The 21,969-nt window shown below is 56.7% G+C and carries 19 protein-coding genes; 11 read left to right on the top strand and 8 right to left on the bottom strand.

Going from position 1 to position 21,969, the window contains the following annotated elements; translation table 11 throughout:
• Nucleotides 1-668 precede the first annotated feature (668 nt).
• Nucleotides 669-5,144, top strand: a complete 4,476-nt coding sequence (locus tag CDUR_RS10045; protein ID WP_179418107.1) for a DUF5979 domain-containing protein — start codon at nt 669-671, stop codon at nt 5,142-5,144.
• Nucleotides 5,145-5,302: 158 nt separating this feature from the next.
• Here the strand turns inward: CDUR_RS10045 and CDUR_RS10040 are convergent, their stop codons facing one another.
• Entirely contained in the window at nt 5,303-5,923 is a 621-nt protein-coding gene (locus tag CDUR_RS10040; RefSeq protein ID WP_179418106.1) for a hypothetical protein, read from the bottom strand.
• 252 nt (nt 5,924-6,175) lie between these two features.
• On the opposite strand from CDUR_RS10040, the gene CDUR_RS10035 reads away from it, so the two are divergent.
• The 8 genes from CDUR_RS10035 to CDUR_RS10000 all read left to right on the top strand — a co-directional run bounded on the left by CDUR_RS10035 (nt 6,176) and on the right by CDUR_RS10000 (nt 13,508).
• The gene (locus tag CDUR_RS10035; protein ID WP_179418105.1) at nt 6,176-8,878 is read left to right on the top strand and encodes a translation initiation factor IF-2 N-terminal domain-containing protein; all 2,703 of its coding nucleotides are present in this window, start codon (nt 6,176-6,178) and stop codon (nt 8,876-8,878) included.
• Nucleotides 8,879-9,046: 168 nt separating this feature from the next.
• The gene (rplU, locus tag CDUR_RS10030; RefSeq protein ID WP_006064165.1) at nt 9,047-9,352 is read left to right on the top strand and encodes a 50S ribosomal protein L21; all 306 of its coding nucleotides are present in this window, start codon (nt 9,047-9,049) and stop codon (nt 9,350-9,352) included.
• Nucleotides 9,353-9,394: 42 nt separating this feature from the next.
• Entirely contained in the window at nt 9,395-9,661 is a 267-nt protein-coding gene (rpmA, locus tag CDUR_RS10025) for a 50S ribosomal protein L27 (RefSeq protein WP_006064164.1), read from the top strand.
• Nucleotides 9,662-9,898: 237 nt separating this feature from the next.
• Nucleotides 9,899-10,147 (top strand): helix-turn-helix transcriptional regulator, encoded by a 249-nt coding sequence (locus CDUR_RS10020; RefSeq protein WP_006064163.1) that lies wholly within the window; start codon nt 9,899-9,901, stop codon nt 10,145-10,147.
• On the top strand, nt 10,134-10,625 hold the full coding sequence (locus CDUR_RS10015; RefSeq protein ID WP_179418104.1) for a hypothetical protein: 492 nt from the start codon (nt 10,134-10,136) through the stop codon (nt 10,623-10,625). Before CDUR_RS10020 ends, CDUR_RS10015 begins: the two co-directional genes overlap by 14 nt.
• Nucleotides 10,626-10,627: 2 nt before the next feature.
• Nucleotides 10,628-11,041: a hypothetical protein gene (locus tag CDUR_RS10010; protein WP_179418103.1), complete on the top strand. Its 414-nt coding sequence runs from the start codon at nt 10,628-10,630 to the stop codon at nt 11,039-11,041.
• A 525-nt stretch (nt 11,042-11,566) separates the two neighbouring features.
• Entirely contained in the window at nt 11,567-11,920 is a 354-nt protein-coding gene (locus tag CDUR_RS10005) for a hypothetical protein (RefSeq protein ID WP_179418102.1), read from the top strand.
• Nucleotides 11,921-11,945: 25 nt separating this feature from the next.
• The gene (locus CDUR_RS10000) at nt 11,946-13,508 is read left to right on the top strand and encodes an alpha/beta fold hydrolase (RefSeq protein WP_179418101.1); all 1,563 of its coding nucleotides are present in this window, start codon (nt 11,946-11,948) and stop codon (nt 13,506-13,508) included.
• Nucleotides 13,509-13,536: 28 nt separating this feature from the next.
• Here CDUR_RS10000 and CDUR_RS09995 read toward each other — a convergent pair whose 3' ends face one another.
• Nucleotides 13,537-14,211: a GPP34 family phosphoprotein gene (locus CDUR_RS09995; RefSeq protein ID WP_179418100.1), complete on the bottom strand. Its 675-nt coding sequence runs from the start codon at nt 14,209-14,211 to the stop codon at nt 13,537-13,539.
• A gap of 311 nt (nt 14,212-14,522) precedes the next feature.
• Here CDUR_RS09995 and CDUR_RS09990 point away from each other — a divergent pair, with 311 nt between their 5' ends.
• Nucleotides 14,523-15,401, top strand: a complete 879-nt coding sequence (locus CDUR_RS09990; RefSeq protein WP_179418099.1) for a ketopantoate reductase family protein — start codon at nt 14,523-14,525, stop codon at nt 15,399-15,401.
• Between the two features lie 139 nt (nt 15,402-15,540).
• On the opposite strand, the gene rbsD is transcribed toward CDUR_RS09990, so the two are convergent.
• The 6 genes from rbsD to CDUR_RS09960 are packed head-to-tail and all read right to left on the bottom strand — an operon-like array spanning nt 15,541 to nt 21,399.
• Nucleotides 15,541-15,912 (bottom strand): D-ribose pyranase, encoded by a 372-nt coding sequence (gene rbsD, locus CDUR_RS09985; protein ID WP_179418098.1) that lies wholly within the window; start codon nt 15,910-15,912, stop codon nt 15,541-15,543.
• 4 nt (nt 15,913-15,916) lie between these two features.
• Nucleotides 15,917-16,819, bottom strand: a complete 903-nt coding sequence (locus tag CDUR_RS09980; protein ID WP_179418097.1) for a ribokinase — start codon at nt 16,817-16,819, stop codon at nt 15,917-15,919.
• Nucleotides 16,816-17,769: a D-ribose ABC transporter substrate-binding protein gene (locus CDUR_RS09975; protein ID WP_179418096.1), complete on the bottom strand. Its 954-nt coding sequence runs from the start codon at nt 17,767-17,769 to the stop codon at nt 16,816-16,818. The genes CDUR_RS09980 and CDUR_RS09975 overlap by 4 nt, the downstream gene beginning before the upstream one ends.
• A 30-nt stretch (nt 17,770-17,799) precedes the next feature.
• Nucleotides 17,800-18,771, bottom strand: coding sequence for an ABC transporter permease (locus CDUR_RS09970; RefSeq protein WP_179418095.1), 972 nt, complete (start codon nt 18,769-18,771; stop codon nt 17,800-17,802).
• A 16-nt stretch (nt 18,772-18,787) separates the two neighbouring features.
• On the bottom strand, nt 18,788-20,365 hold the full coding sequence (locus CDUR_RS09965) for a sugar ABC transporter ATP-binding protein (RefSeq protein ID WP_179418094.1): 1,578 nt from the start codon (nt 20,363-20,365) through the stop codon (nt 18,788-18,790).
• Between the two features lie 2 nt (nt 20,366-20,367).
• The gene (locus CDUR_RS09960; protein ID WP_273114069.1) at nt 20,368-21,399 is read right to left on the bottom strand and encodes a LacI family DNA-binding transcriptional regulator; all 1,032 of its coding nucleotides are present in this window, start codon (nt 21,397-21,399) and stop codon (nt 20,368-20,370) included.
• Between the two features lie 248 nt (nt 21,400-21,647).
• On the opposite strand from CDUR_RS09960, the gene CDUR_RS09955 reads away from it, so the two are divergent.
• Nucleotides 21,648-21,938, top strand: a complete 291-nt coding sequence (locus tag CDUR_RS09955; protein WP_179418093.1) for a hypothetical protein — start codon at nt 21,648-21,650, stop codon at nt 21,936-21,938.
• Nucleotides 21,939-21,969 lie beyond the last annotated feature (31 nt).

Below are 21,969 nucleotides of genomic sequence, written 5' to 3'. Positions count from 1 at the left end.
TTTGCAGTCCCGCTGTACTGCCGCTCACTACTGCGCAGTGCTGCGGGGTCTCGTTTTTTGTTTGGGTGGTAGTGGAGGGGATGGGGTTGGGGGAAAGGTGGGGTGTTGGGCTGTGTCCGGGGGTCGCCCCTGCAAAGTGTGCTTATGCTCAAGCACGAAAATGGGGTGTTTTTCGGCTTGGGGATAAGCAAACCTTACGCGCTTGTCATGTAGGTCCACTGCCAGGTACGAAAACAAGGCATTTCCGTACCTGACGGTAGACCTATTTTTATGCAAAGGTTTGCACTAACGGTGTTCAAGACTGTTGGCGGCGCCGCGCTCTATCAAAATGCCATTTTTCCTGGGTTTTTTGGCAGTTTGGTAGATCATCGCCAGCCGCACAGCCGCCGTGCTCTATCAAGCCGCCCGTCCACAACTTCTATCCCGACTGAACTTCCGGGTCCTAAATAAAGCCACCCTTTTGTCTTCAATCATCACTCCCTAAAAAGGTGTATGTGGCAAACATATTATGTTTAGAAAATATAAGTATACTTTCATAAGATCATAAGTTTTTTGTAAGGTTAACGCGTAAGCCATTTCGGTTTTGCATGTCTGCAGGTTTTCTACGGAATTGACGGTGCTCACAACACCGTCAATTCAGCTGTTTAAGGATTCAATCTAGGAGAAAAATGATAAAGCCGATGACCCGGCAATTAGGTGCAGTGATCGCGGCGATCCTGACGATCGTGTCCTTGCTTGGTGCCTCATTGGTGAACCCAAGTGTTGCTCATGCAGTGCAAACACCTGGGTACACAGTGTCCAATATCGTGGTTAATAACAAGGCTCTGGCTGCAGGTCAGAACGTGCGCCGTCAGCTTACCCCCATGACTTTCGACTGGAGTGGCGAAGCTCTCAACCGTACTCCTAAAGAGGGGGAGGGGTTTGAAGTTGCTTTTCCTCCCCAGCTTCAAATCGCGGGGAGTAGCCTTGGCAAACTTGATTTGATATTCGAAGGCAAGAAAATCGGTGACTGTAATCTCTCAAACGGTGCGACATCACTGATTTCCTGTGTTTTTGACTCGGGAGTTAATGACATTACCTCCAAGGAGGTCAAAGGTTCCGGTGAGCTGAAGGTGATTGCCAGTACTGCCCGTCGCGAAGCTTACACCGCAGACACCATTGACTTTCAGGTTAATGGTACCCCTGTAGCAGCCAGCATTCCTGGAGGTATTGCTAAGGCCGCCGATGCTCGGTACCAGCCCTCCAAACTGAGTAAGTACAGCACTCCCATTGGTGAACGCAATAAAGCTGTTCCATGGTCTATTGCGTTTAATCCGTCCTTGCTGGCGGCAACGGTTCCTTCCTTGGGTACTCCCGGTAACGGTAATCTCACCTATCGCTTCATCGATACTATGGGTGAAGGCTACGACTATGAAACCCTTCTTCAAGGAAATCCATGGACGCTGCAGATGGTGAATAGCCAGGATAATCCAAGCATGCCGGCAAAAAGACTTGCAGATACCAATGGTGCTTCTGACCCAGACTACCCAGGCTTTAGCATCACTGTGACAGGCAGTGGGCGTAACCGCGAAGTCACCGTGACTGGTCCGTTCCAGCCTGATACTAACTACCGGCTTTCCGTCCCCGGGAAGCTTCCTGGTACCGCAATTCCTGGTATTGCCTACACTAATGATGTTCATATTGATGGTACTAACGAGACCGCCAGCGGTACGATCTCATACATCAAAACCGCGAAGGTTATTTTAGCCATGCGTGATGGCTACGGGGCGGTCTCTATTGTGAAGCGAGTTTTGGGACCGGCAGCAGCATCTGTGCCAACTACTACCAAATACCCGGTGACTATCAATTTCACTCTGCCCAATGGTAAAACTGTCGCGGATTTCCCCGAATGGACTGATAAACCTGCGGGCCTCAACCCTTCCGATACCTCGGGCTCGGTGACTTTTAGTGAAGTGGTTGCAGGTTCCTTCACCAACGTGCCGAACACCTTCCCAGCCGGCACAACTATGACGTTTGAAGAAACCCCTCCGGCAGTCCCGAACATACAGTGGAACACCGCAAAAACAACATTTGAACCCAAGACGCTGACAGTCCAGGAAAAGCAGCAATCTGAGCTATCGGTAAGCAACGTCGCACAATACGCCGATGGCACGTTCCAAGTAAAGAAGACCATCGCTGATCCGAAGCCTGCGAATGCTCCACAGTCGGTGAAGTTGTTCTACCAGTGCAACGCCGACTCGGTGGATGGTGCGGTGAAAGCCAATACTGACACCGAGCTGACGGTGAACACCGATGGCATGCTTGTCGACGGCGCGGTGTTCCACGCAGGTACCGAGTGCAAGGTCACCCGCGAGGCCAATGCTGATATCGCTGATTATGGCATTGCCGCTACCGGTTTGAACACCGCAGTGACCATTGCCGAAGGCAAAGCTGCAAGCAATATCGCTGCTGTGACCAATACGTACACCAAGCAAGCGGGTACGTTCCAGGTGAAAAAGGTGGTTGCTGACCCGAAGCCGGCAGATGCACCCGCATCGGTGAAGTTGTTCTACCAGTGCAACGCCGATTCTGTCGATGGCGCGGTGAAAGCTAACACCGACACTGAATTGACTGCCAATACTGACGGCACCGCCGTTGATGGAGCAAGCTTCCCAGTGGGCACGGAGTGCAAAGTCACTCGTGAGGCGGATGAAGCTGTCGTTGATCACACTGTGAAGGCAGATGGTTTAAACACCGCTGTCACGCTGAAAGAAGGCAAGGTTGCCGACAATATCGCGACCGTGACCAACACCTACACCCAGAAGATTGGCACCTTCCAGATGAAGAAGCTGATCAACGCACCCGCCGATGACGCTGCTTTCGTGGCACCCAAGACGGTGAAGTTCACCTACACCTGCAACGCCGACTCCGTGGATAAAACAGTCAAGGCTGGTGTTGCCACTGAGATATCGGTACCCGTTGGCGATACTCCCGTTGATGGTTCTGAGTTCCCCGTGGGCACCAAATGCGTCGTGGCTCAAGAATCCGAACACGCTGTAGCCGGCTATAACTCTGTTCCGGAAGGTTTGACTCAGCCGGTCACCATCACCGAGGGCACGGTTGCCAACAACATAGCCACCGTGACCAACACTTACACCAAGCAGGTGGGTTCCTTCTCAGTAACCAAGGTTGTTACTGCTGACCCCACTATCATTGATCTGAATCCTGACCATGAATACTCCTTCAACTATGTCTGCACCAAAGATGGTGCCGAGGTTGCCAAGGGAGAGCTGAAGGTCAATGGCGATAACACCGTGAAATCCCCGGATATTCCGGTGGGTGCATCGTGTACGGTGACGGAAGACGAGGCGTCGGCACGCGGGGCCGTCGATAATGCCGTGCTGGATGTGAAGGTGAGTGGTCCGGCAGTGATCACTGAAAACACCACAACCCCTGTGACGGTGACTAACAAGTACACGCGAGCAACCAGTAGCTTTACCGTGAAGAAGAAGGTTGAAGGGCTACCGGACCCAGGGGCCAAGGAATTCTCTTTCCTTTACAAATGCGTATACGGCGAAGACATTAAGGCCGATGAGATTAAGGTCAAGGGCAATGGTGAAACCACGGTCGAGGACGTTCCCGCAGGCTCGGAATGCACCGTCACGGAAAACGTAGATGCGGCGAAGCAGGACGGTTACACGCTGGTCGTGGACAATGCCGAGCAGAAGTTTGATCAGGGTACACAACCCACGACCATGCTGTTCACCAACGTGTACACCAAAGATACTGGCTCGCTGTCCGTGACCAAGTCCCTGAAGGACCCCGATGGGGTGGCCGCAGGCGAGAAGTTCAACTTCGCCTACGTGTGTGAGCACAAAGACCCCGCGCAGCGTAAGGAAGGCACCTTCCAGTTGGGCGCTGGTGAATCCACCACCATCGACGATATCGCCGCCGAGTCCACCTGCACGATCATCGAAAAAGACGCAGATGTGAAGGGCGCTGACCTCGCCACCTCTGGGCTGGACAGTGTGGTCATTGTGAAGGGGAAGACCCACGACGTCATCGCCACCAACGACTACAGTGCGTGGCGCGGATCCGTGGAACTGTCCAAGACGCTCGCAGGCTCCGGCAAGGACCTCGCCGCTGTGAAGGACAAGAAGTTCAACGTCAGCTACGTGTGCGCCCTCGGCACTGACAAAAAAGAAGTGAAAAAAGGCACAGTAGAGGTCATCGCTGGTACTCCGGCCACGATCGACGACGTGCGCTACGGTGCCACCTGTGAGTTCGCCGAAGATACTGCTAACGCAGAGGTCCCCGGCGCTATGTTCGACAAGAACAGCTCCGTGACCAGCGCAACCGCGACGATCAGCAGTAAGGACACCGCCGCCACGGCCAACCTGGTGAACGTGTACAACGTGAAGGGCAAAGTTACTCTGACCAAGGCCGTTGAAGGACTCGCCGCAGGTGTGGACGGCAACAAGAGCCGCGACTACGAGATCGAGGCATCCTGGAAAGACCCACAGAGCGGGGACACCAAGACCGAAACCTACAAAGTTGCCAACGGCACGTTCGCGGAGCTGCCTGAACTGCCAGCTCACACCGTGATTACCCTCAAGGAAAAGAAGCCAGAAAATACGGCGATCACATCGTGGTCGACACCCGGCTACACTGGGGACCCAGCAGCTGCGGTGAAGGACAACCGTGACGGCACCGCGACCGTGACCATCCCTGCCGACGGCTCGGCCGTTGCGGTGACATTGACCAACACCGCAAACGTCCCGTGGTGGTGGATCTTCGTTCCGCTGATCCCAGCGGCGATCATCCCGAACCTGCCGACGACCGCGCCGGGTTCCAGTGGGTCCGGCTTAACCGCACCGGGTCATACCGCCCCGGCAGCCGGACCTCGCCAGAACGATCCTGCGCCGACCCAGCCCACCAAGGCTACGGATGGGACGCCGGTGAAGGGCACTCCGAAGGGCCATCAGGGACAACCGGGTCAAGCGGGTGCGACGCCGAAGGACGACGCCCAGAAGTCCGGCCCTGCACGTGCCGTGCAGAAGGTACTGGCTAATACAGGTGCATCAGTAATAGGAATTATCGTCATTGCCGTGCTTCTGTTGATCGCCGGACTGGTGCTTGCATTGCGTGGACGCCGTTCGCAGTAACGCATTCACGATAATGCGGCGGATAACACCGCAGTAGCTTCCTAAAAGAATAAAAAGACCGCGTTTCTTACCGGGGAACGCGGTCTTTTTACGTGCCTGTTTGTACGCGGCATTAAGTTCGTATCTTTGGCGTCATCGTTCTCGGGGGTTTACGCAAGTCAGGCCACACTTTGTGCCACATGTTCGTAGGCTTTGGGTTGGAGTTGTACACTCCACTGCGCGGGATTGTCGCTGAAGCCTACAGTCGAGATGTAAACCAGGCCGTCGCGTTGGAGAGTGGTGGCTTCCTCGATGATGGTGTCTTCGGGCTGATCGAGAAGCTGGGCGAGCCGCCAGATTTTGACCAGTGTGCCGTCATAGGCACTGAGTTTTCCCAGGTGAATGAGCATGGCGGGGCTGTCGCTGGGGAGAGTGATGGGTTTGCCTGCGAAGTTGGTGGCGTCGGCCCAGCCGTAGAATCCTCCGGCCAGCATCCAGAGGGGAATGAGCAGGTAGGCCCAGCCGTTCATGCCCGGCGCGAAGGTGACGGTGAGGTATATCAGGGCATATACCGTGATGAAGGGGAGGAAGGCCCTGGCGCTGAATGTGCGGCTGGTGGAGGGGACTTTGTTGATGACCAAGCCGGTGTTAGTTCCCCTGCGGAGTTCGGGGACTCGCCAGATCAGCACGATAGCTGCGAGGAGGACAGCGCCGGTGAGCCACCAGTTTCCGATGATCACGCAGGCTCCCAGTATTCCAGCAAAGATGGCCATGGCGGCTATTGATCGCTTGTCACTCATAACTCTAACCTAAGGTCCTAAACACCGTTTTTCAAGAATTTGACGTGCATGGTTTGTGGGAATCGTTGTTGCGCGCAAAATGTGGAAGAATAATGGTTTGGCTCCGAACGTTCGCTCTGGGTTACCGGAATCGCTGCAACGGGACGAGCACACGATATTTACATACGTTTTTGCGGTTCACCCGCGCGGCGGCGGCACACATAGCAGTGCCAGCGCCCGGGAAGACCGCGACCACAACTCAAGGAGAGTGCTATGGCACAAACCATCGAAGAATTTGATCGCAGTACTCTGGGGCCGAAAACCCGGGTTCACGCGCTGGCGAAGCAGCTGGGCATGACGTCGAAGGAACTCATTGTTGCGTTGGATGGCTTGGGGCTGGTGAAAGTCGCCCAATCGAACCTGAGCCTCGACGAGGCCAACAAGCTTCTCGACGCCCTGCAACCCGCCGAACCTTCTGAACCCGCCGTCGAGGAAAAGCCAAAGAAAAAAGGCAAGAAGAAGGCCAAAAAGCAGCCTGAGGATAAGATCCGCAAGCGTGTGGAAAAGAATGTGGCCAATGAGATCCACCAGATTGAAGAAAAAGTGGATCGGGAGTTGTCCGAATTGCTGGACGAGGATGAAGGAATCGACGCTGAGGCGTTGGCCATACTGATACCAGAGGTTCCAGAACCTACTGAAGAGCCAGTCACGCAGGTGCACCCCTTCGCCACCCCTGTGTTCCTCGCGCCGGAAGCAGTGGAGGAGGACCTGGAGATCGAGGCGTCGGTAAGCGATGAGGACGAGGAAGACAGCGGGGACGCGGACGATACCAGCGAGGATGGGGACGGCGCACCGTCGAAACGCAAGCGGCGCGGGCGGCGCGGCAAGGGTCGTGGGCGCGGTGCCGAGGCCGAACAGACCGAAGATGGGGATGTGCCTGAGGGGCCCGTGGGGATCAAAGGCTCCACTCGGCTGGAGGCGCAGCGCCGACGCCGCACCGAACGCCGGGAAGAGGAACGCAAGAAGCGGCACGTGGTCAGCGAGGCTGAATTCCTGGCGCGTCGTGAATCCGTGGACCGCACCATGGTGGTGCGCGAACGCCAACGCAACGACCACCCCGGACTGGTCACCCAAGTCGGCGTGCTGGAAGACGACCTGCTGGTCGAACACTTCGTCACATCCGAATCCCAGAGTTCATTGGTAGGAAACATCTACCTCGGGCGCGTGCAAAACGTGCTGCCCTCCATGGAAGCCGCCTTCATTGACATCGGCAAAGGCCGCAACGGCGTGCTCTACGCCGGGGAAGTGGACTGGCGCGCCCGTGGGCTTGGGGGTCGCGGCCGGAAAATCGAACAGGCCCTCAAAAGCGGCGACCAGGTGCTGGTGCAAGTCACCAAAGACCCCGTCGGTCACAAAGGCGCACGCCTGACCACGCAAATCTCCCTGGCTGGCCGCTACCTGGTGTACGTGCCTAGCGGGCGCGCTACCGGCATCTCCCGGAAACTTCCCGAAAACGAGCGCAAACGCCTGAAGAACATCGTCAAAGACGTGGTGCCGGACAAAGGCGGAGCCATCATCCGCACCGCCGCCGAAGGCGTTGATGAAGCCGAAATCGCTGCCGACGTGCGCCGCCTGCACAACGCATGGGAGCAAATCCAGCAGCGCACCGACGAAGAGAAAAACAGCAAAGGTGCCAAGCCCGTCACCATGTACGAAGAACCAGACATGCTGGTCAAAGTCGTACGTGACGTGTTCAACGAAGACTTCACGCACCTGGTTGTGGAAGGCAAACGCGCCTGGAACACCGTGCACGCCTACGTGCAATCCGTCGCGCCCGACCTCCTCGACCGCCTAGTGCGCTACAACCCCGACGACCACGACGGGGAAGACGCCTTCACGCACTACCGCATTGACGAGCAGCTGGAGAAAGCTATGTCGCGCAAAGTGTGGCTGCCCTCCGGCGGCACGCTTGTGATCGACCGCACCGAAGCCATGACCGTCATTGATGTCAACACCGGCAAATTCACCGGCGCGGGTGGCGACCTCGAAGAAACCATCACCTCCAACAATCTCGAAGCCGCCGAAGAAATCGTCCGCCAAATCCGGCTCCGCGACCTGGGCGGGATGATCGTTATCGACTTCATCGACATGGTGCTGCCCGCAAACCAGGAACTCGTGCTCCGGCGCCTCACCGAAGCCCTCGGGCGCGACCGCACCCGGCACCAAGTCTCCGAAGTCACCTCCCTTGGGCTCGTCCAAATGACCCGCAAAAAACTCGGGTCCGGGCTGCTGGAAACCTTTGCCACCGAATGCCAGGAATGTGAAGGCCGCGGCATCATCGTCCACAGTGACCCCGTCGAACAGCGCGAGACCAACGGCAACGGGCGCAAACGCAAAAAAGCCGCACAACACCCCGTTGTCGTGGCCATGCACGATACCGAAGACGAGATTATCGACGCCGAGGTCGTTGAGGAATCCACGGATGCTGAGGTTGCCGGTGAGGCGGCGCGCAGCATTGAAGAACTCGCCGCTGCCGTTGTCGTTGACGAGAAGCCCGCGCAGACCTACGAGCAGGCGCTCGAAGAATACGAGACCTCCCCGCGCCGCAAGCGCGCCACTAGGGGCAACTCGCGCTCCGATGTGCCGCCGCGGCCCGAGGACTTTGTGGAACCCGAACCCGCGCCCGAGCTGGAAAAACCCGAGAAGTCTGAAAAAGAGGACAAACCGCGCCGGGGTCGCCGTCGCGCTGTCAAACGCAACGCTGAGAAGGTCGCCGAGGTCGTGGAGGGTGACGTTGAGGTGGGCACCACCGCTTCTCGACGCCACCGTCGCCGCGCCGTCCGTCGCATGTCGTCCGCCGCGCAGCAACCCAACAACCAGGAGAAAACCCAGGGTGATGCGGGAGTTCGGGCGTCGGAAAGCAGCACGCGCGGACGCGGGCGGCGTAGGGCCGTGCGCAAACGCGCGACCAACTAAAATGCGGTTTGTCTTTTTGCCGTGATAAAGGGTAGTCTTGGACAGTCGCTATTTCAGTGGGGCCTAGTGCTGCCCCCGAAAAGCCAATGAAGAAATCAACCCAATCAGGTTTCTGCGGCAAGACGCGGGTGCCTGAACCGAGTTTAGAGATAAAGGGGTAGCCCTCCTATGTACGCGATCGTCAAGACCGGCGGAAAGCAGTACAAGGTTGCCGAAGGTGACCTCGTCAAGGTCGAGAAGATCGAGGGTGAGCCAGGTTCGTCCGTGGCCCTCACCCCGATCCTGCTCGTGGACGGTGCCGAAGTAACCACCAGCGCAGACAAACTCGCCAAAGTGAGCGTCAGCGCCGAAATCGTCGAGCAGACCAAAGGCCCGAAGATCAAGATCCTGAAATACAAAAACAAAACCGGCTACAAGAAGCGTCAAGGCCACCGCCAGCCGCTGACTGTCCTCAAAGTAACCGGCATCAAGTAAGCCTGCAGGCTCACAAGAACTTCCAAAGGAGGGAAACAAACCATGGCACATAAGAAGGGTGCATCAAGCTCCAACAACGGTCGCGATTCAAACGCCAAGCGCCTCGGTGTCAAGCGTTTCGGTGGCCAGCAGGTCAAAGCCGGTGAAATCCTGGTCCGTCAGCGCGGTACCAAATACCACCCCGGTGAGAACGTAGGCCGCGGCGGCGACGATACCCTGTTCGCCCTGAAGCCCGGCGCAGTGCAGTTCTCTAAGCGCCGTAACCGCAAGCTGATCAGCATCGTGGAAAACGAGGCAGTATCTGCGTAGGTTGTAGCTCTGATTGAGCTTTGTGAGCGCCGCTCCCAGCATGTTTGGTGTTGGGGGCGGCGCTTTTGTTATGCGCTGGGGTGTGGTGATGAGTGCGCGGCGTTGCTGCGGCGAGAAGGGGAGTGGCAGATCATCAACGGTGGGGTGCGTCCAGACAAGCTGCAGTTCAGGGGAAAATTTTTGACGTTATGGGATACATGGTTGACGCTATGTAAAGTTTGCTGTACATTATGTCGTATGGATGCGACGTTGATAGCGAAGCCAACGAATCTGGTGCGGAAGCTCCGGCGTTGGCGTGAGTTGTCCCAAGCTGAGCTTGCTGAGCGTGCTCATGTATCCAGGCAGACGATTGTCAATGTGGAGAAGGGCAGCTATTCGCCGTCCGTATATCTGGCGTTGGCGATCTGCCGCGAGTTAGGGGCGACGGTTGAGGAAGTGTTTGGCGACGAGCAAAGTATGGAGGTGGTGAAAGGTGAAACTTCTTGATAGATACGTGTCGCACGCGATTGGCTCCCTGGGTGAGTATGAACGCGACGTTATGTACCGTTCCATGATTATCCGCCGGATAACTCTCTTTTGGGGAACGGAAGTAGCGGCCGCGGCGCTGGCGTGGACGCTTCCCGCAAATCTGGTGTGGTGGGCGCTCATTGTGTTTTTCTTACCCATGTTTGTCTCGGAATGTGGCGCATGGATGTACATGCGTAATAGGGCAGTGAGACCCCGATCTGCGGGGTCGACAATGACGATCAGTGAACAGCTTGCTTATACCGCCATAGCAGCAGTATTTCTTGTTGGGATGCTGCGGTGGGAGTTTATCGGGCAACAGGGGTCGCGGGCGCTGATCATCATGTTTGTCTCATATGTTGCGGCTTCTGTTGTCGTCCCACCGATGGTGAAACAGCTGAACGGCTGGCTGCGCGGCAGGGATGAACGCCGACTAGAGGCCGCTTTCCCGGAGGATTAGTAATGAAGATTTTTGACAAATATGTCGCGCGTTTTCAATCCGCTATTGATGATGAGCATCAGTTAGACGTGATGTATCGCTCCCTGACCATTGACAATGTCATATACACATGGACGTTGCTGAGTGTAGGTGCCGTATTAGCATGGGCGGTTCCGCCTGCGTATGTGTGGTGTTCCCTGTTGACACTTATCCCGTTGTTTGTGGGCGAGTATTCTTCCGCGCAGTATGTGCGGCGGCGTTCGGGGGACAAGGGGGCATCGATAAGCATGGGACATGGTGCACTGGGGCTGATTGCGTTTGTGTGGATAGTTGGGCTAGCGCGGCATCCACTGTGTGATGGTTTTCGGTTTATGGTTCCCGTGATTGCACTTGCGGGTGTTATGGCTGTGTTCTTGTTGCGGCCTGGTAGAGAATGAGAGGTGAAGTATAAATGACAATGGATAGATACTTGGAGCGGTTCCGTGACAGAATGGATGATGAATATCAGCTGGACGTAACGTACCGGGCTCATGTAATTTCTTCAGCCGTTATGACGAATCTCTGTCTTGCATGCGCGGCCGTGCTTGCGTGGGTTCTTCCGCCGAACTATGTGTTGGTATCGGAAATTATGTGTGTCCCGGTATTTGCTGGTAGTACTGTGGTAGCGCTATATATGCAGAAGCGGGTAGTTCGGCCACGTATTAGTATATGGGGTTATTCACGCCTGGAACTTGTGTTGACCATAATATGGGGAATTGCCTGGATGGCGGGTTTGATGCGTTTTCCAGCTTATTCTGAAAGTCCTATTGCGACTCGCGCGACGATAATTGGTTCCATTGTCGGTTTTATTATGATAATGGCAATTTTGAAATGGGTCAATGAACGTGCCCGCGCGTGGGATAGAAAGCGGTTAGGAGATATAGAATAAGACGGGTGGAGGCATTGAGAGTAAGGAGAGGATCATGGTCATCTATTTCATGCTTATTGTGGTAATGTCAACTCAGATAACAATTGCTGAGGGGATGCGTCGCAAAATTTCTCAAGAAATGGCGGAAAGAAATTCTAAGGCGGGTTTCGATACGTCTGGAACCATCGCCTCCGAAGAAGCCCGGAAGAAAAACCACAAAGCTGCTGTTGCGTGCCTGAAAATAGATAGCATCTGTGGTATCGTAGGGGTCGTTGCGTCATTGGTGCTGCTGATCGTGATGGGTTTCTCATGGATACTCATGGCAGTTCCCCTCCTTGTTCTTGTTGTTCAGATTGCTATGGCTGTCGCCGCTCTCACTGCGGCGAATGATGCGGTAGCTAAGGCTTAATAGCCATATAATAGAAAGAGAAAATGTGAATATTTCGGTGAAACACGTGTCGGCGTGCGCGGTGTCGGCATTGTTTGTTCTTGCTGCGGGAATGACAGTCCCGGCGGCAACTGCGCAAGCGCAGAAAATCACCTGGGAAAATTGTCCTTCCATGGTCACCACTGAGGGTGCGCAATGTGGGCATATTGAGGTTCCTATGGATTACAGCAACCCAGCAGGCGAGAAAATCAGCGTGGGATTCGTGAAGGTCCCGGCAACAAATCAAGGAGCAAAGCGTGGGGCGTTGTTCATCAATTCAGGTGGCCCCGGCGGCGATGTGTATGGATACACAGCAAGTAAAGCTGGTGCTGCGTGGCCTGCGGAGATGCGGGCGGAATGGGATCTAATTGGCGTGCAACCGCGCGGTTTGGTGGGGTCCACGCCTGTTGAATGTGAAAACGTAGACCAGCCTTCACCCACCGATATGGTGTCCAATGTGGGCAAACTGTATCACGACGCGTGTGCGGCAAAAAGTTCCACAGCATTTTTGAATTCGCTGACCACGGAGAACACCGCACGCGATTGGGACGAAGTGCGTAAAGCGCTGGAACTGAATCGAATCGGAATCATGGGTCTGTCCTACGGAACTATTCTTGGTTCCACGTACGCCACGCTGTTCCCGCAGCACACCGACAAAGTGATACTGGATTCCGGCATTGACACGGAATTGCTGTGGAATTCGGTGTTTGACCTTCAGCGCCCTGCCTATGTGCGCAGTCTGCACGAGTACTTCGCCTGGATTGCGCGTAACGATGCCACGTACCACCTGGGCGCAACACCCTACGCCGTGTACGAAAAATGGGCTGCTGCCGTGGTTAAAGAAAGTGGTGCAAACCCAACGGTAAAGCCGCCAGCGATGGAACCTTCCGAGGCTCCGCTGGGATCATCCGACCTGGCCAATGCGACAAAGCCTTTGGAAGTGCAGATTCAGAACTTCCTGACCACTATCACCCAGCCTGGTGCCAGCCAGCAGCGCTCGGCAACATTGCAATTGACCCGCATGCTGGTTCCGCAGACGAACACCTGGAATGGAATGGCACGGGCGCTAAATGGAACTGGGCCGTCCCTCACCGAAATTGCGGAGAAGCAACAGCAAGACTCCGAGCTGAGGCGTGTCAACGAGACTTCTCAGCAAATGCAGCAGATTATTTTGTGCAATGAGAATCATACGCCAGCCCACACGGAACAGGTTCCCGCATTCTTGTGGAACACCTTTGTTAAAGGTGACGCATTCGACCAGTTTATCTTCTACTCATCGGGTGTTTCGTGCGGTGGAATCCAGCCAGTAGCGACGGTCCCGCAGCCCGATGGTTCCAAGCTCGCAACCCGGCCGCTGCAAATCCAGGGCATTCATGACCCGCAAACTCCTTATGGCAATTTCACGAATATGCAGCAGCGCATGAACAGCCAGCTGATCACAGTGAATAGTTTCCGCCACGGGCATGTGGGTATGGGCAACGATGCCGTTGATAAGGCAGTAGTGGAATACCTGCGCACCGGAAACTCGCCCATCACCGAAGCTCCGGGCGAGCCCATTAGCGCGGGGTAGGGGAGAGCGCCCTGATTAGTCGCCCTGATTAGCCCTGCGATGCAGACACCGATGCTGAGGTGATGAGCAGGGTGATCAGGGCGTCGATATGCGCGATGGTTTTCTTGATTAGGGTGTCTGCCTGGGAATCGGCGTGCTTTTTCACCATGTCCTTGATGGGCGCCCGCTCGTCGCGCGTGAAGTACTCCTTCAGCAGCTTGCTGCGTTCCAGCAAGGTGGCCAGGATGACGGTGTTTCTCGTGGGGGCATCAGTGGACGAGGTCTCTGCACTGATTGCGCTTCTCAAACGATCCAGATTGTGCGAATCGGGAACATAGCCGGTGCTACGCTTCAGAATCCCACTGACCTGTGGCGTGGCAGCGCCGGCGGCAACCAGACTATTTCCCAGAGAGTCAAAGAGCTGAGTGCGGGGGCCGGACCTGCCCATCATGTACTGTTCGACAAGCTTGTTGAGCTTTATGGGGCCCTTTTCGGAAATGCGCTGGTAGATGGGGAGAAGGTGGTGGAGTGTCGATGGCAGTTCGGCGGTGGTGCTGACTGTGGGGCGCTTTTCGTCGCTGATTGACACGCAGTCGTTAAGGTGAAGATCAATCACCGCGCTGGTGACGCAGCACACCCAGGTTCGGGTATCGAGGCTTGATATTTTCCCCTGCTTATTTACTGCAAACATGAGGAATTGTTGGGAGAGGCTGAGGTTGTACATGTGCGTGTCCTTTCGGGACCGGCTGCATACTTCTCACTTATTAGTGTAATAGTTTTCGCCTTCTTAGTGGAAGGGTACAAGCGACAAACCGCAGTTCAAAGAAGATTCCATATCTCGCTCCCGCCTCGTCATGGAAAACCACATATGCCCATTGCTGCCGCATTTTGTTTCCTCTTTTTTGCCAACGAGTTTCTTCCACTGGCTACCCGGCACCCTGGCCTACGCCATAACAAAAGAAGGCTGCTAGGGAGGTAAACACCCGCCAGGCAGATCACCCGCACTAACCACCCCCGACCGCTACACTGGCTCGCATGACGCAGTCAGTTGCAATTGTCGGGTCGGGTGGCATTGGTGGCTTGTTGGCGGCGGTATGCGCTGCAACCACTGCTGCTGCAAACACCACCACAACACAAGAAACAACACCCATCGTGGTCACCACTCCGCGCAGCGCCCGCCGCATCACGGCCGAGGGGCTACGCCTGACAAGCCCCTTGTTCGGGGACAGCACGCACCAGGTCCGCGCGGTCACCCAACTAGAAGAGCCGGTGGACTTCACCTTTATTACGGTCAAACAACCGCATCTCACCGACGCTCTGCGCACCATTCCCGCCGAGTACGCGGGCACGGTGATTCCACTGCTCAACGGCGTGGACCACATGCAGGTGCTGCGCGCCCAGTTCGATTCGCTGCTGGCTGGTTCGATTCACGTGGAGTCCAGCCGCGACCAGGACGGCACGATTGTGCATGGCTGTGATTTTGTGCGCCTCACCACCAGCGCCTCGCTTCCGCCGCTTTTCGACGCCCGCGTCACCACCATCACCACCCCAAATCAGGACGAACTATTGTGGAGCAAGCTTGCAGTGCTAGCGCCGTTTGCCCTGATGACCGCACGTTACCGCATCCCACTCGGCGAAGTCCTGGAAACCCGACGCCAGGAGTTGGAAGAGGTAGTGGGGGAGTGCGCTGCCGTGAGCGTTGCCTGTGGCGGCCCCGACACCTCCAGCGATGCCATGGGCCTGTATGAGAAGTTCGAATACGGCGCGAAGTCGTCCATGCTCCGGGATATTGAAGAAAACCGACCCACCGAGCTGGATGCCATTGGTGGCGCGGTGATTCGTCACGCCGCCGCTCACGGGATTATTGTTCCCGCGGTTGGTCGGCTTGTGGCAGAGATGGAAGGGATTATATAGGGCGCAGAATGTGCTTATGCTCAAGCTCGAAAATGCCCTGTTGTGCAGCCTGGAGATAAGCATACTTTTATAACAATAGGCCGCCCCACCGAGAGCTGAATGTCCAGAACTCGGTGGGGCGGCTTATGGCTGAGTTATTTTAAAACGGCACCCCACTTCTGACGATCACGTTGGCGAAGGGAGTGGCCTCCCCAGTTCGGATCACGAACGACGCCTCGGGTATCAGTCGTTTCAGTGCCTCATGGTCCACATAGGTTGTGGGGGAGCTGAAAAGCGCTCGTACTTCCTCGGGGGTTTCCTGAGCAAGGACAACGCTTTCAACTTCTACTTCGTCAAAGACTGCGGCGACAACATCTTGGAAACGCGGTATTCCGAAGGTGAGTGCCAGGTCCACCACCGGAATGTTCTCCGGGATGGGGAGGCCGCAGTCAGCAATGACGAAGGTGTGTGTATGGCCTAGTCGAGCAATCATGTGGTTGAGTGCCGGGTTGAGTAGGCCGGTTTTCTTCATAGTGTTATATCTCCGGGAGAGAATCGTTCAAATCTGGGTAGGAAGGTTGCGCACCAGCGCCGGTGACGGCGTAAGCAGCGACGCGCGCGGCGTGACTCGCGGCGTCGATAAGTGTCTCGCCTGCCAAAAGGCGGGCTACAAGTGCACCTGCAAACGCGTCACCGGCCCCGGTCGTGTCCGCGGGGGTGACATGGGCGGCAGGAATGTGGGTCACATCGTCGTGCGTGGCAACGATCGCACCCCTACCGCCGAGAGTGAGCACCACACTGGCGAAACCGGCGTCAACGAGCGCGGCACTCATGACCTCCGGTTCGCCCTCTGCGGGGTGCCCAAGTAGCTCAAGGATTAATCCAGCTTCGTGTTCATTGGCCAGCAGTGGATCAGCCTGCAGCAGTGCGGCCTGCGGCACCGGAATGACCGGTGCAAGGTTCACCACAACACGCCCGGTGGCGTGCTTGACAGCGGCCTCAAAACCATCAGCGGGGATTTCCCCTTGGAGCAGCACAATGTCCGCCGTCCGAACGGTCTCGGCATGGGCGTCCACATATGCTGCAGTGACATCAGCATTCGCGCCGGGTACGACGACGATGCTGTTTTCACCGTCGGCGTCGACAGTGATCACGGCGAGACCTGTGGTTTCGTCGCGCGTATCGACGCCCTCCATATCCACCCCCGCCGCAACCATCAAGGCTGTTGCGGGGGCGGCATAGGTATCGTTTCCAACGGCACCGACGAAAGCGACTTTGGCGCCCTGAAGGGCAGCAGCGACGGCCTGGTTGGCCCCCTTGCCGCCTGGGCTGATGGAGCCACCGGTTCCGAAGATGGTTTCACCCGGTTTCGGATGCCGGTTGACCCGGACGCTTAAGTCGGCGTTGATGGATCCGACGACGGTGATGTGAGATGTCACTTGCCAAAGTCCTTCACGTTGTCTTGAGTGACGGTAACCACCTCAACGTGGATTTCAGACTGAGCTTGTTCTTTCTTGAGCAGCTTGGAAGCCTGCTCAACAGCCTGTGCGCCAAGCTTTGCGGGCTGCTGGCCGATGGTTGCGGCCATCTTGCCGTCGGTGACAGCCTTCAGGCCATCTTCCGTGCCGTCAAAGCCAATGACCTTGATGTCGCGTCCGGCGCGCTCGCCCAAAGCTTCGATGGCGCCCAGAGCCATTTCGTCGTTTTCGGCGAAGATGGCCTTGACATCTGGGTGTGCCTGGAGAAGGTTGGTGGTCACGTTCAGGCCTTCGGTCCGGTCGAAGTTAGCGGTCTGCTGTCCAACAACACGGACGTTGGGGTGTGTGGCAATGCCATCGGTGAAGCCCTTGCCACGGTCACGGGAGGCGGAGGAGCCTGCGATGCCCTGGAGCACCAGAACCTCGCCTTCGTCGCCGATGGACTGGGCGAGTGCATCGGCAGCCTGCTTGCCACCGGCAACGTTGTCGGAGGCGATGAAGGAGTCAACGGTTCCGCCGCTTGCGGAGCGGTCCACAGCAACGACCGGGATGTTGGCGTTGTTGAGGGCCTGAACGGCGGCTACCACGGCGTCGGAATCCGTGGGGTTGACAATGACGACCTTGGAGCCAGTAGTCGCAGCGTTGTTGAGCTGGTCGTTCTGCTTGGCTGCGTCGTCGGATGCGTCCTGGATGTTGAGCTTGATGCCCAATTCATCAGCTTTCTTCTGTGCGCCTTCCTGCAGCTGCACGAAGAAGGGGTTCGTCCGGGTGGACAGCGCCAGCGTGACGGAGTTGTCACCGCCGCCGGAGCCGGAGTCGCCAGAATCGCGGTTGCAGGCAGCGGCACCGAATGCAAGCACCAGTGCCGCCGACACGGCCGTGACTTTCTTGAGAGTTTTCTTTGTGAACATGACGTAGACAACCTTTCCTAAAAGAGACGTTTAACGAGCTGTTTTGTTACGAATCACGTCAAAACCAACAGCGATCGCAATGACAAAGCCAATGACAATCTGCTGCCAGAAGGACGACACGTTCAGAATGTTCAAACCGTTACGGATAACGGCGAGCAAGATCGCGCCGACGAGTGTGCCGGTGGCTTTACCGGAGCCACCGCTCAGTGACGCCCCGCCGATGACCACGGCGGCAATAGCGTCAAGTTCGTAACCAACCGCTGCTTGAGGCTGGGCTGATGACAAGCGGCCAGTCATCACCAACCCTGCCAAAGCGGCAAACAACCCAGAAAGCGTGTACACCGTGATCAGGACTTTCCGCACGGGAAGCCCGGACAGACGAGCTGCCTCGACGTTTCCGCCGACGGCGTACATGGACCGACCAATGACCGTCCGGCTCAGAATGAACCAGCAGATCACACCGGCCAGTGCCATCATCACGATAGGTATGGGAAGCCCTGGAACCCCAGTTCCAAACAGGTACTGATTGGAACCCAGCGTGTTCACCGACTTAGAACTCGGCACGGGGGAGCCCTGGGAAATCACCAGGGTTGCGCCGCGGGCGATGGACATCATCGCCAGGGTGGCGATGAATGCTGGAAGCTTTCCATATGCAATCGAGATGCCGCTGATAAGGCCAGCCAGTAGGCCGGTGCCAAGGCCAATGAGCAGGGTCAACCATCCCGGCAAGCCAAGGCTGCTAAACGAGTAGGCGGAGACCATGCCGCCTAATGCTGCGACCGAACCCACCGACAGGTCAATACCAGCGGCGACGATAACAAAGGTCATACCAAACGCGAGGATGGCCACAGTGGCGGCCTGAACTCCCACGTTGAGGAGGTTGGAGACAGTCAAAAAGTGCGGTGTCGCAATGAACATCGCGACGCACAACACAATCAGACCAACCAGCGCCCCATTATTGAGCATCCAACGGAGCACTGGGTCCCAAGCGGTTTTTTTCATGGATTTTCCTTATCTCCTATCTGCGCTTTGCGCCAGAATGCGCGGTTTTCTCAGTGCGCGCCGCCTTTTTGGCGTGCGCTGTCGCGGCGGCGGTCAGGTGGTCTTCTACTTGAGCGACGGCCAGCTGCATGATGCTGTCCTGGGTCGCATCTGCGGCGTCCATTTCGCCTGCGATGCGGCCGCCGGACATCACCACCACGCGGTCCGACATGCCGAGAATTTCGGGCAGTTCGCTCGACACCATCAGCACGGCCCCGCCTTGTGCGGTGACCTCGTTGATGATGTTGTAGATCTCTACCTTCGCCCCGACATCGACTCCGCGCGTGGGCTCATCGAGCAGTAGTACTTTAGATCCGGCGAGTACCCAGCGTCCGAAGACCGCCTTTTGCTGGTTACCGCCGGACAGGTCACGAATCGGCTGGTCAATGCTGGCCATGCGGATTCTAAGCTTTTCGGAAACGGCTGTGCTCCGGGTCCGCTGTCCCGCGAGATCGGCGAGGCCATAACGAGAGGTGGAGCGGAGAGTGGCCAGGCCGAGGTTCTCTAGCACCGGGGCGTCGAGAATCAGGCCCTGAGCTTTGCGGTCTTCAGGAACGTGTCCCACGCCGTGCCTGATGGCGGCGGAGATGTCGCCGTTGGGCAGGCGCTTGCCGCGAACCCGAACCTCGCCGGAATCGACGCGGTCTGCACCGGCGATGGCGCGCACCAGCTCGGTACGGCCGGCACCGACCAGGCCCGCAAGGCCAACAACCTCGCCGGCGCGCACCGTCAGCGAGACGTCCTGGAAGTTACCCGCAGAGGTGAGGTTGCGCACCTCCAGTAGCGGTTTGCCGCGCTTCTGCGGTACGACGCGAGGAAACTGGTCGTCAATGTCGCGGCCGACCATCAGTGTCACCAGTTTCTTCTCGGGTGTCGACGCCGGGACTTCCGCGACAAAGCCGCCATCCCTCAGTACCGATACCGAGTCTGCAATACGAGCGATTTCATCCAGGTGGTGGGAAATGAACACCATGCCCACGCCCTTGGCCTTCAAGTCATTGACCACGCTAAACAGCTGGTCAATCTCCCTGCCGGTCAGCGCGGCGGTGGGCTCATCCAAAATGAGCACACGCGCATTCATAGACAGCGCCTTGGCAATTTCCACCAGCTGTTGGCGGGCAATGCCTAGTTCGCCGACGGGGGTGTCCAGCGACACGTCTACACCGATCATGCGTAGCGCCTTGAGCGCCTTTTTCCGCAGTGCCTTGTAATCGACCAAGCCCCACCGTGACGGCGTGCGGCCCAACATCAGGTTCTCCGCCACCGTCATGGTGGGCACAAGGTTGAGTTCTTGGTGGATGGTGGCAATGCCGTGGGCTTCCGCGGCCTTGACGTTGGGCAGGGTAGTGGGGGTGCCATCGACGAGGATCCGGCCCGAATCGGGCTGGTACACACCCGCCATCATTTTGATCAGGGTTGACTTGCCTGCGCCGTTTTCACCCAGCAAAGCCTGGACGTGGCCGGCGTGGACGTCAATGCTCACCGAGTCGATGACTTTGACGGGGCCAAACGACTTGGAGACTCGATCAAGCTGTAATACCGGCTGAACAGACATGACTAGTGCCCTCCTTGTCCGGATGAATCGCTGGCCGAGTCTTTAGGGGGAGTGGAACCTCGTACGATGAGAGTGGTGGGTAGTTTAATTTTGTGCTGAGCGGAGTCTCCGCGAAGCAATTTATGTAGTTCCTCAAAAGCTTTCGCCCCCATCGTAGAAACGTGCTGGTTAATGATAGTGAGTGGTGGATTCTGTAGTTGGAATACTGGAAAATCGTCGAAACCCACAAGGGCAATGTCGAAGCCGGGCGTGAGCCGATGTTCGTGGCACGCGCGAAGCGCACCAACGGTCATCATGGAGTCCCCGGCGATGATCGCCGAAACGCCAAGCTTTAACAGCTCTTGGGTGCCCACATAGCCCTGCTCTTCGACGTATCCGCCCAAAAGCATGGGGTACTGGTCAATGCCGAAACTCCCGCAGGCTGAGCGGAACGCCTCCAGGCGGTCCACGCCGGTGGATGTGTCCTGTGGACCCGCAAGATAGCCGATGCTCTCGTGTCCGCCCGTGACCAGCATGGATACGGCGGCCTTGATGCCTTCCGCAGGATCAGTGCTCACCGAGGTGGCAGGGACAATGTCAAGCTCGCGGTCAACCAGCACCAGCGGGACGTTCTGTTTTGCCAGAGCCGTCAATTCCTTTTCCGTGCCAATGTGCGGCACGGCGATGATGCCGTCGACGCGCTGATGCTGCATGATTTCAACAGCCTGAATGAGACCCTTGGGGTCATCATTGGAGATGCCTAATAGTGTGTACAATCCGGCATCTATCGCAGCGTTCTGCACGGCAGCAGCTAGCTCTGCAAAATAAGGGTTAAAAAGGTTGGGAATGACCAATCCGATGGTGTTGGTTTTAGAGTTTCTCAACGCTCGTGCCTGCGCGTTAGGCCGGTAGTTAAGTTTTTGTGCGGCCTTCAGAACACGTTGTTTAGTTTTTTGCGGAATGGCGGGGTGATCGGCCAGCGCGCGGGAAACCGTGCTGATTGAAACCCCCACCTCAGCAGCAATATCTTTCAACGTAGGGTTAGGTATGCGCACCTCGAATGCACCTCCTTATGGAACCTTCTAACCTGTATGCAAACGTTTGCATAATAGATTAAATCAAGCATAAGGGACTCTTATTAGGAAGTCAAGAGAGTTGAAAAGGTCACGTTCGTATTACTTCGCCCTCTTACCCCCGTCGGCTATCAGGTTTTGTTACTCTATCAACCATGAAAGCGCACAAAATAGGCATAATTAGTTTGCTTTTCGATGCAATTTATTGCATAACTGTCGGCATAGGGATCATGCTAGCTGCCACCTACGTTGCCCCCATAATTGGGATACCAGTTCTTCTTACCATTGCTATCGGGTGTGCAACAACAGTGTGGGGTATCGGCATTGTGGGGATGATGCGCACCATTCCACTCGCCACCGCCCTCACAACCGTCATGATCGTGAATATTATGTCCACGATCGCGGTGGCAACCTTCTCTGCAACCCTGGCCGGAGTCGGGGTCACCTTCACCGTCTTAGCCTTCGCCCTCGATATCGCCGCGTTTGCGGTCAGCCAAGGATGGGCGCTCGCGCGGGCCTAGAACCCCACTAAAACTCCAACCTGCACCAATC

Source organism: Corynebacterium durum (genome assembly GCF_030408675.1).
GTDB classification, from domain to species: domain Bacteria; phylum Actinomycetota; class Actinomycetes; order Mycobacteriales; family Mycobacteriaceae; genus Corynebacterium; species Corynebacterium durum.
The sequence above is the reverse complement of the archived record's forward strand: the minus strand, read 5'-3'. Positions and strand labels throughout refer to the sequence as shown.